Source organism: Streptococcus sp. 343_SSPC, from assembly GCF_001072385.1.
GTDB lineage: Bacteria > Bacillota > Bacilli > Lactobacillales > Streptococcaceae > Streptococcus.
The window spans coordinates 1-11,764 of sequence record NZ_JVKU01000019.1; the positions used below are offsets into that span (position 1 = coordinate 1).

Sequence of the window (11,764 nt, forward strand, 5' to 3'; positions counted from 1 at the left end):
GTTGTTGAACTCTTTATCAGCGATTTCGCCAACAGTAGCTACAAGAACTTTAGCTGTTCCATCATGTGATACTGTGACTTTCACTGCAGCCTTCATTGTATCGTAAGTAACAGTTGCGTCGCTTCCTTTAACTTCTTCTACTGTGTAGTTGTAAGTTCCTTCTTGACCTTTCTTGAACTCAATAGCTGAGAATTTAACTTTTCCGTCAGCGTCGTTCTTCACAGTTTCAAGAACTTTACCATCGGCATCTTTAAGTGTGAAGCTGAATTCTTGATCTTTAAGTTCACGACCTTCTAATTTCTTAGTGAAGTTAAATTCTACTGGTACTGGTACGTTGTTAACACGTTTTTGAGTAGGTTTTTCTGGAGTTTCAACTTTCTTAGTTGTTGGGTTGTAGTAGTTGACTACTTGTGCAGCAGTGTTTTCGATATCTACACCAGCTTTAACTGTTTGTTTAACTGTTGTTGGGATATCAAACTTGTAGTAACGTCCAAATTCAAACTTAGTTGTATCGATAACTTGAGTATTTTCTGCATCGCCAAGTGACTTAGTGAAGCCAGCTTTAAGAGTTGCAGTGATCACTCCGTTGTTTTCAACGATATCAAATTTATCTGTTACATCATTACCAGATACTGAATCATAAGCTTTGATCTTAGTAACATCAAGTTCCAACTTCGCTTCATCGTAGTTATCAGAGATTCCTACAGATTGAATGTTTTCTTTGTTAGTTGCTGAGAATTTAGTTGTATCCAACCATACTTGGTAAACTAATTTTTGACCGCGTTTAACAGTCTTCGTATTGATGTTTTCTGCTTCATTGTTGGTGTCTTTGTCAACATATGGATCAGTATTTGTATCTCCGTACTTATCTGCCAACTCAGAATCATCATCAAGAAGCTTGTTATCAGTGATAGAGTATTTCTCTGTATTCAATACATACTTCTCTGGTTGGAACTTAGGTTCTGTTGGAGGAGTTACTGTATTGTTGAACTCTTTATCTGCAATATTTCCAAGATTTGCCACAAGAGCTTTAGCTGTACCATCGTGTGAAACTGTGATGGTTACATTTGCTTTCATAGTATCGTAGGTAACGGTTGCGTCGTTTCCTTTAACTTCTTCTACTGTGTAGTTATGAACGCCTTCTTGACCCTTCTTGAATGTAAGAGTTGAGAACTTAACGTTTCCTGCCGCATCATTGCTTACTGTTTCAACAACTTTACCAGTTGAATCTTTAAGAACGAAGCTGAATTCGTTAGCTTTCAACTCACGGCCTTCCAATTTCTTAGTGAAGTTGAATTCAACTGAGATTGGTACGTTGTTAACACGTTTTTCAGTTGGTTTGTTTGGTTTTTCAACTTTCTTAGTTGTTGGGTTGTAGTAGTTGACTACTTGAGCCGCAGTATTTTCGATGTCTACTCCACCTGCAACGTCAGCTTTAACAGTTGCTGGGATATCAAATTTGTAGTAACGTTCAAATGCAAATTTAGTTGTGTCAATGATTTGAGTATTTTCTGCATCACCCAATGACTTCGTGAAGCCAGCTTTAAGGGTTGCAGTCATCACACCATTTTCAACCTTGATGTCAAATTTGTTTGTTACATCGTCACCAGTTACTGAGTCGTAAGCCTTGATGGCTGAACCATCTACATCAACTTTCGTTTCATCGAAGTCATCAGTGATTCCTACTGATTGAACGTTTTCTTTGTTGTTAGCTGAGAATTTAGTTGTATCCAACCATACTTGGTAGTAAAGCTTATCTCCGCGATTAACAGTCTTGGTATTGATGTTTTCTGCTTCATTGTTGTTAGTTTGGTCTGCGTATGGGTTCGCATTAGTATCTGCGTACTTGTCTGTCAACTCAGCATCATCATCAAGAAGCTTGTTATCAGTGATAGAGTATTTCTCTTTATTCAATACATACTTCTCTGGTTGGAACTTAGGTTCTGTTGGAGGAGTTACAGTATTGTTGAACTCTTTGTCAGCTGGTTCAGTTACGTTAGCAACCAATGCTTTAGATGTACCGTTGTGAGATACTTTTACAGTTACTTCTGCTTTCATTGTATCGTAAGTGACAGTTGTGTCTGTTCCTGCAACCTCTTCAACAGTATATTTGTGAGTTCCTTCTTCACCTTTTTTGAATTTCAAGGCTGAGAATTTAACGTTACCAGATGCATCGTTCTTAACAGTTTCAATTTCTTTACCAGTTGAATCTTTCAGTACGAAGCTGAATTCGTTCGCTTTAAGTTCACGACCTTCCAAACGTTTTGTGAAGTTGAATTCTACAGTGATTGGGACACTGTTCACACGTTTTTGAGTTGGTTTTTCTGGAGTTTCTACAGATTTGCTTACTGGGTTGTAAACATGAACGATTTGGTTGGCTTTGTTTTCGATGTCTACCCCACCAGGAACATCTGCTTTAACAGTTGCTGGGATATCGAATTTGTAGTAGCGACCAAATGCAAATTTAGTTGTGTCGATAACTTGAGTGTTATCAGCATCACCTAAAGATTTGTTCATTGATGCTTTAGATGTAGCTGTAATGACTCCGTTAGCTACTGTAATATCAAATTTAGATGTTACATCAACTCCTGTTTCGCTGTCATAAGCCTTGATATCAGCACTGTTAACAGTCAATTTATCTGCATCGTATGTATCAGAGATACCTACGGATTGGATGTTGTTCTTGTCAGTGAAGTTCTTAGTATCCAACCATACTTGGTAAACTAATTTATCACCACGTTCAACAGTCTTGGTATTGATGTTTTCTGCTTCGTTGTTGTTAGTTTGATCAGCATATGGATTTGCATTTGTTTCTGTGTACTCATCCTGAAGCTCATCGTCATCGTCCATTAATTTTGTACCTGTTAGGTCAAATTTTTCTTTTTTAAGGACGAATTTTTCTGGTTGGAACTCAGGTGTTTCCGGAGGAGTGATCTTGTTGTTAAACTCTTTATCCGCTGTTCCATCAGTTGCTTTACCATTAGCGTCTACCCCACCAGCAGAAACTACGTTAGTTACTGTTGTTAATGTGTGACCATTTTTAGCAACTTCTACAGTAATCGTAGCTTTCATAGTATCATATACCATTCCAGCTTCTTTCGCTGCAGGGACAACTTCTTCTACAGTATAAGTGTGAGTACCAACTTTAGAGTTGTCGAATGATAATTCTGTAAATGTTACAGTTCCGTCTGCTTTGTTAGTTACTGTTTCAACTTCTTGTCCGTTTGCATCTTTAAGAACGAATTTAAATTCTCCGTCTTTAAGTTCACGTCCAGCTAATTTCTTAGTGAAGTCGAATTTAGTTTTAACTGGTGCTACAACGTAGTTGTTGAAGACTTTATCATCAGCACTTGACTTGAATCCACCTTCAGCACTGTATTTAACTGCAGCTTGCAAATCACCTTGAGCGTTTTCAGTTACAGTAACAGTCATTGTAACTGTCATTGCATCGTATTCAACGTTTGCATCTGAACCTGGAGTCTCAGTGATGGTGTAAGTGTAAGTTCCCACTTTGTTAAATGTTAATTTGCTGAATGTAGCTTTTCCGTCTGCTTTGTTAGTTACAGTTTCTTCATGTGCAGGAAGCGATTTATTTGGTTGTACCTCTTTTAGTTTGAATGTAAACTCACCATTTGCTAATACACGTCCTTCCAATTGTTTTTCAACTTCTGGAGTTACTTCAACTGGCTCTTGTTTTACATAGTAGTAAACAGGTTGTTTGTATGGTGTTAACGAGTTTAATAAGTCAACGTTTGTACCGATACCATTTACTCCACGTTCTAGTTGAGCATTTGGAGAAAGGTGACCGATATTGTCTCCTAAGAATGGTACGAATACAGTTTTATATGGTGTATATCCAGCAGCTTTTTGGAAGTCGAATGGAACTTCTTTACCATTAGGATATTGTGTGACTGCTCCAGTTTTTGGATTAGTTTCTGTATATGGAATAGTTGTAAGAGGTGTTTTCTTAACAGCTAATTCTTGTTTGTTATAATCACCTGGTTTAATAGGCTTAGTTTCTGCTAGCAACATGTAGCCATCAGTGCTCAAGCTACCGTCAGAACGTTTGCTTTGTTGTTTTGGATCTAGTAAGTAAACACGAACTACTACTGTTCCATCTTCGTCTACGATTTCTTTAATACGTTTAATTCCTGCACGCTCAGCGTCCATGAATTTAGTACCAACTTTGTAAGGACGACTTACATAACCTGATGTTGAATCTGGATTTGCTGTTTGGTAAAGTTTGTATCCATCAAATTGACGCTCACCAGATGCTGTGAAGTTTTGTCCTTCCATAGCTTTAGTAGTATATTTAGCTAAATCAACTTCATTACCATTTGGCTCATAATCTTGAACTGTTGCATCAGTTTTACTAGCGTTAAATGTAGGGTTGTTTTTATCAACTACTCTGTAGAAAGTTGTTTTTTCAACAAATCGTGGAATTTTACTGTTAGTATCAGTAATTGTACGACCGTTATAAGCTGGTTCTACAACGTTGATAATATCTGTTGATGTACGAGCTGCATAAACAGCATCGAATAATTTTTGTTCGTCAGGTGTAAGTTGGTGTCCTGGAGCTACTAAAGCTTGAATGCTTGCTCCAACTTCGTATCCATATTGTAAGAATGGTTGAGCAGGTTCAGCCTTACTAGCAGGTGTCCCTTTATCGTAGTCTACTTGATAAGTTAACTCTCCTCTAGATGCAGTAGCTGTCGTAGTGAATTTTTGAATTCCACTTGTTGCTGTAATAGTTCTAGTTTCTACTACATTACCAGTGTTTTTATCAATTAATTCAACAACTGTATCTGTAGAATCATCGAATCTCTTATACGCGCGAGAGTAGTAATTTGTACGGTAACGTTCGTTAAATCTAGTAAGATCTACGATACTGTAAGTGTACCAGTCTCCTTCTTTAGCAGAGTAACCAGCTGGTACCGTTTGAGATCTTACAGTTGCACCGTTAGCATCTTTAATTTCTGGAGTTACTTTTTCCCCATCTTTTAGGTAAGTGCTTACCGCTACAGGGTTAGAGTTGTGGTCTCCAGCTACAGCTTCGTTCGTAACAGCACGACGACTACGCACTTTTGGTTTGTTTGATTCTTCTGTTGCTGGTTTTGCTTCAGTTGCTGCAGGTTTTGCTTCAGCTGCTTTTTCTGTTTCCAACAATTTAGCATGTTCTTCTAAAGAGATTCCTGCTTCAGCTGTTGCTGGTTTTGCAGCTACTTCTGCTTTTGGAGTTGCTTCTGCTGCTGGTTTTACTTCCTCAGCTTTTTCTGAAGGTGCGGCTGGTGTTTCAGTCACAGCTTTTGCTTCAGTTGCTAAAGCAGAGTTTGGAAGCTCCACTTTAGGTGCAGCGTAAGTCCCACCTGGAGCTGTAGTAGCAGTATCTTGAGGCGCTTGGTCAGGCTCGGGTTGAACACTTGTTACAGCTTCCTTACTTGTGTCAGTAGACGCACCAGCTTCCTCCGCAGCTACTGTCGGAGCTCCTACAGCAAAAAGCGCTGTCCCTAGTAATACAGAACAAACGCCAACGCTATACTTTCGCAAAGAAAAGCGCTGACGTCTATTAAACATTTCCTTCATTTATTTGTATCTCCTTTTTCATATTTTTATTGTTTGATACATAACAAATATTATCAAACTTGTTCATCACCGTCAACTAAATATATCAAAGTTGTTACTTACCGTAAAACTTTCTGAATATTCAGATGAAGTTTCCCTCTATTTTTTAACATTTTTTTACTTTTTTTCCCATTTAGTCCATTTTTTTATCATTCATTTTTTAACACTTTTCCATCTTTAATACAGAAAATAGGTGCTCTATTTTTTGAGTCAGGAAACAGATATATAACTTTCCGCAGTGAGAAAAGTGCCTGAAACAATCGCGGTTCAGGCACTCGGAATTATTGAGACCTTAGGCTCAATAATTAGTCATGGAACTTCGAAGAAGTTCGCTAACGTCCGTACTCACCTAAGGAAAGTTTTAAAGAAGACTCTATCTTCAATCTGAAATTTAGACCGAAATCTCAACTTCTTAAGAAATTTATTACACCCTGGGGAAGATTAAGAATGCTCCTCTTTCCATTTTTTTCTAATGATAAGGAGACTCACAGCTGCAACAATAGACAATAGGGCACCGGTCAAGCCACCTCTGGTTTTGAAGACAAACTCGACCTTATGTTTCCCTTTAGTGATTGGGAAAGATAGGAAGCTATTCCAGGCTCTTTCGGTCGTGACAGCTTGACCATCCACTTTTACCTGCCAGCCGGCACTGTATGGGATGGAGGTCATCATGACATCACTATCATCTGTAATAGTGACCTCCCCCTCGATATGAGTATTGCTGAACTTGGTCACCTTCAAACCTTGCTGCTTGCGCTTCTCAAGTACTTCTTGGATCTGATCCAGCTCGGCCCGATAGACACCCGCCTGGCTCATATCAATGGTATCCGTTCTAAAGCGAAACTCAATCACCGACTCTTGATTTTCGGTCATGTCCGTCAGCTGCCAGATTTGCCTTTGGGTAAAGGTCTTACTATTTGGCAACCATTTATTGTTGACCAGGACAGAATAATCTTGCTTAGGAATCAAGGACGCCGGCACAAAGAAGTAATAGGTATTGTTGGAACGTGGAATGACCTTATAACGGATAATGCCTTCTTTAGAAGAATCTGCCCGTCGATAGATGGCCTCTCCTGTCTCCTTGTTGACCTTTTCTTCTATTAAATTCTCCGTTTCAATCCCCGTGAAGGCCAAGGGTTTGAAATACTCCACATAATCGCCTGTATTCTTTTGATGGCCTTCCATCGAGTTGAGGATAATGTTCTGGTTGGCAAAGGCATTGTTGGCCCCAAATTGAATATTCTTCACGAGGGAATTGGTCCCATAGGCCAAAGGGAAGGAATGAGGGTTTTTATAGACAACAAAGCGATTGTCTTCATAGACTGTCTCTGTGTAGTAACGCCCCATGTCAAAGCGGTTGGTAAAGCGATAGAAATACATCTTTTCTGGATGTGCTTCCATCTCTTTTGGATCGAACTCCTTGGCATGCATGTAATAGCGAACACCGTACAAGGCATCCGTCAAAGGCGTCCCATTGGTATACTCTGTGGCTGCATTGACCCCTAGATCTCCCATGTAAGCAAAGTGATCCATGGTCGACCGTTCTAAGCTCGAGCTGAAGGTGCTTAATCCCGGATAAGATACCAAGGATGGGACCGTTCGAGAATAAGCAAAGTCGGTCGCAATCCGGTAAAACTTCTCATCTGCATCAGCCTGGACTTTATCCGTCACACGCTTGACCGAGACAGCAGCATCTGCAAATTTATAGACACTGTCATAGCCTAAGGTCACCTGAGAGAGATAGGCATTGTAGCCCAGCTCAAAGAAGGTCAAGGCGGATAAGATCACGACTGACAAGCGGGACCATTTTTGGTTCAAGACCAGAAGGACAAGCAAGTACATCAAAACGGTGATCCCAACTTGGGACAACAGATAGCCTGCTTTTAAAAGGATGAGGGCAAGGACAAGGAAGCCAGCTGTCCAGCCAATCCGAATGATCTTTTCTTTCTGGCTCTTCTTGGACTTGTCCCAATAGCTATAAAAGCCATAGGAGGCAACAACCAGGAGCGCCAACAAATGAAGGGCGGTAAAGCGGGTGATGTAACGGGTGACACCAGACGGTTGAAGTTTGGCAATGAAGCTATAGTTCTGCGAATAGATATAGACAACTGCCAACGCCAACACCAGACCAATCACTAGGTTGGCGATGCGTGAAAGCACCAATTTTTCTTTCATCGCTTGGTAGGCTAGAATGAGCATAAAGAAAGAGAATAGCCAAGAGAAGCGGAAAAAGAAACCAGCTGGGTTTTGCCCCATATGCCAAATCTTGCTGACAAATTCATTGACAAAGGAAATAAAGAAGACAAGGGTGACCAGACCAGCAGCCCATTTCTTGACTCTGACAACTTTTTTCGACAAGAAATAGGATACAAAGCCTAGTAGGCCCAAGGCTCCGATATAGATATTGGGAAGGTTTGGCCCCGCAGACCAGCCTGAGGTGTTATCAAAGCCACCCACAACTAGCTTGGCAAAAATATCTAAGGGGTTAATTTGAAAGGCCAACGAGAAGGTCATCCCTCCTCCAACCTGGCCCTTACTTTCAATGAGGTTGAAGAAGACCGGCAAGAGGATGACAGAAGCTAGCGCAATCCCGATAATCGAATAGATCACTGCCTGCAAGAGGGGAAGACTGACGTTTCTAATTTTCTTCTTCCAATCTCCTTCGACCATCAGCCTTGGCGATACATAGTAGCAAGCATACAAGGCGATGAAAATGGAGATCATATAGCCCATATAGAATTGGAGCAAGACCGTCAAGCCTAAGGCAAAGGCATAGCGATAAGGAGCGCCTCCATCCAATAGTTCTTCTAGGTAGACGATGACGATGGGAAGCATGATCATGGCATCGTAGAAAATGACATTCATCTGATACGACACCAGCATCCCTGACAGGGCATAAGCCGTCGCAAAGAGGGGCACCAGCCATTTCCTAGACTCCAAGCCCTTATACCGTTTGATCAAGAGGAAGGCAAAGGCCATCCCAATAGCCCCGTAACGGAGCCAAATGGTCAAGAAGACCGCAAACCCAAAGTACTTGAGGGGTGTCAAAATATAGATGATATTAAAAGGACTCATCAAATAGTAGCCGAGCACCCCTATCATATCTCCCCCCAGAGACTTGGTAAAGGAATAGCTCAAACTAGATAAATCTCCGGAGAGCACGGCATTTTTTAACAAGCCAAAGAAGCTGATGTATTGTTGACCAAAGTCAACAGCCATCAAGCTTTTGTCTCCAAATGGAAAAGTCCCCATAAAGGCCCAAACGACCAGCATGATGGCCATTGGGAGCATGGCGCTAAAAGCATACAGCAAGCCCTTGGGTTTTCTCTTCCAAAGTTCTTGCCAAGGCTTGGTCCAGACAAACATTCTTCTATCTCCTATCTTCCTTATCCAATACTATCTTCTTTCGCCTTCTCAATATTGGTGTCTTCAATAATGAAATGAGGGCGACGTTTCACTTCGTAATAAATCTTCCCGATATATTCTCCAAGAATTCCGATAAAGATTAGCTGCACTCCACTAAAGAGGATGATGGCCGCAATGGTGGTGAAATACCCACTCACATAATTCCCCGGTGCAAAGATATACTTCATCAACTCAAAAGCCAAGTACAGAATAGCCAAGCCCAGACAGATAAATCCAAATTGGATACACACGCGAAGAGGGCGGTCGTTAAAGGAAATAATCCCTTGAATGGCATAGTTCATGGATTTCTTGAAGCCAAACTTACTCTTTCCAGCCTTGCGAAGTTCATTTTTATAAGGGATGACTTTCTCCTTGAAACCAATCCATTCGTACAGACCTTTATTAAAGCGGTTATATTCCGGCATGGAGACAAAGGCGTTGATGGCCTTGCGACTGAGAAGTCTGAGCTCGGATTTCCCATCCGTCAAATGGACATCCATCGATTTGTTAGATAGGAAGTAAAAGAGACGAGCAAAGGTGCTCCCCACAAAGGATTCACCGTCACGAGTCCGCTGACCACTGACGATATCGTAGCCTTCCTTGTAGGCCTCTAAAAAGAGCGGGATAAGATAGGGCGGATGTTGCAAGTCACCATCCATGACCATGACAGCATCTCCCGTCGCATACTTAAACCCAGCCAAGATACCACTCTCTCGGCCGAAGTTTCGACTAAAGCGAATATATTTGACCCGATCATTGTCTCTGGCAATTCCTGCAATCAGCTCAAAGGTCCTGTCATTGCTTCCATCATCAATATAAAGGATTTCATAATCCGAAAGATCTTTCCCAAGCATGTCTTCCAGCTGGGCCGAAATAGCTGCATGAGTCTGAGCTAGTACTAATTCCTCATTGAGTAGTGTAATGAGTATTGATAATTTCATCCCTTTTCTCCATCTATCGTTCTCCCAAAAAAGAGAGAGCTTTCGCTCTCTCCATCATACGGAAACTCTTTGTTTATTTATTAGAAATTTTGCGTTTTAACACGATCGCACCGATGAGGACAATGACTCCCGAAATAACGAGACCAGTTGCTACGACTTCACCAGTACTTGGCAGAAGTTTCTTACGACCTCCACCAGTACCACCTCCCGGTGTTGGTTCAGTGGTTTCACCAGTAGTTGGACCACCTGGAGTTGTTGTTGTCGTAGTGGTTGTTGGACGTCCTCCACCAGTCGTAGTTGTCGTAGTGGTTGTCGTCGTAGTTGACGTAGTGGTTGGTTCCTCAGTCGTCGTAGTCGACGTGGTTGATGGCTCCTCAGTCGTCGTGGTTGACGTGGTTGTTGGTTCCTCAGTCGTCGTAGTTGACGTAGTTGTTGGTTCCTCAGTCGTCGTAGTCGACGTGGTTGATGGCCCCTCAGTCGTCGTGGTTGACGTGGTTGTTGGTTCCTCAGTCGTTGTGGTTGACGTAGTTGTTGGCTCCTCAGTCGTCGTTGACGTGGTCGTTGGTTCCTCAGTAGCAGTTGTGCTTGTTGTAGTAGTTGTAGTAGTCGTCGTGGTTGTAGTTGTTCGATCCCCACTACCGCTACCTGAAGCACTTTCCAAACGTGTCAAGGCGTTAATTGAGCGAGACTTGTCAAAATTGCTAGCTGACCATTCTAGGACATTGGCCACTTTACTTCCTTCAGGAAGTGCTGATTTCAACTCTGTTGTGTACTCAATGTACATAGCCCAGTTCCAGTTATCCCCAAAATTAATCGTGAATCCTGTGATATCGCCATCAGCATTTCTGGTAAACTCGGCTTTTTTGGTAAAGTTATCAATCGGTTCCAACTTAAGAAGAGCCGCTTCATTTGGAATCTTCTCTGGCTGAGTTGCATAACGAACAGCACGTAGAGAACCTTCTACTAAGACTTGTCCGCTGTCGCTGAAGTCATCCTTGATGACCATATTGCTCAACTTGTCTTGAACCGCATTCAAGACAATACGCCATTTTATCCGCTTAGGATTTTGTGGATCTTGGTAACCATACTTCATTTCATAGTCACCAGCTTCACCATCGTCCTTGTTGTAGTTCAATGTGAAGTCAGTGCTACCAAATGTAAAGTAGTAAGTTCCCGTCTTTGGCAAGTTCGCTGCATTTGGACGAACATTGTACCTCAAGGTCATTACCTTATCTTTGTAATTCTCAGAGAAATAGTTTGTAAAGGTAATGGTCACCTTTTGCGTACTTGGATCGGTCACTGCATTGGCAATTACTTCACCATTTTCGTGTACAATTGGAAACTCTAGCTTGGTCACCAGGCCTAGTTCTTTTGGAAGATCTAGAACCAATGTGTCACCAGCATTGATCTGCTGTGAGTCAGGGAAACTAATCTCGTTTGTCGCCTCCATCGTTTGACCAGTAGTGATCTTCGTGTCGGCAGTTAACGGTTGGTTATCAACCTTAATTTCAGTTTTTATCGTATAACTGGTTACTTCAGTCGCAAAGACTGTCGTAAAAACTGTCAAGGATAAAACTAAAAGACTCATAAATGCTAAAACTCGCTTCACGCGTGCTTTTGTGGTCTGCATATTATGCTCCTTTATAAATTATTTGATTATTATTGTAACATATCTGTTTATAAATGCAAGATTTTTTAATGTTTTTTCACTAATTGTTCAGTTTTTTGTCAATCCGATTTTATAGGAGAGCCAAAACCTCTCAAATACTGTAACAAAGGCCATCATGAGCCTTTCA

At 41.3% G+C, this 11,764-nt stretch carries 4 protein-coding genes; all 4 read right to left on the bottom strand.

Going from position 1 to position 11,764, the window contains the following annotated elements:
* Positions 1-5,583 (bottom strand): Spy0128 family protein (locus tag ADH27_RS06155; RefSeq protein WP_152904104.1); only part of this gene is annotated, 5,583 nt, incomplete at its 3' end.
* A 480-nt stretch (positions 5,584-6,063) separates the two neighbouring features.
* The gene (gene pgfM1 / locus ADH27_RS06160) at positions 6,064-8,988 is read right to left on the bottom strand and encodes a glycosyltransferase PgfM1 (protein ID WP_048716600.1); all 2,925 of its coding nucleotides are present in this window, start codon (positions 8,986-8,988) and stop codon (positions 6,064-6,066) included.
* A gap of 20 nt (positions 8,989-9,008) precedes the next feature.
* Complete coding sequence (pgfS, locus tag ADH27_RS06165) at positions 9,009-9,968, bottom strand: glycosyltransferase PgfS (RefSeq protein WP_048716603.1); 960 nt, start codon at positions 9,966-9,968, stop codon at positions 9,009-9,011.
* A gap of 73 nt (positions 9,969-10,041) precedes the next feature.
* Positions 10,042-11,598, bottom strand: coding sequence for an LPXTG cell wall anchor domain-containing protein (locus ADH27_RS06170; RefSeq protein WP_048716606.1), 1,557 nt, complete (start codon positions 11,596-11,598; stop codon positions 10,042-10,044).
* Positions 11,599-11,764: the final 166 nt, after the last annotated feature.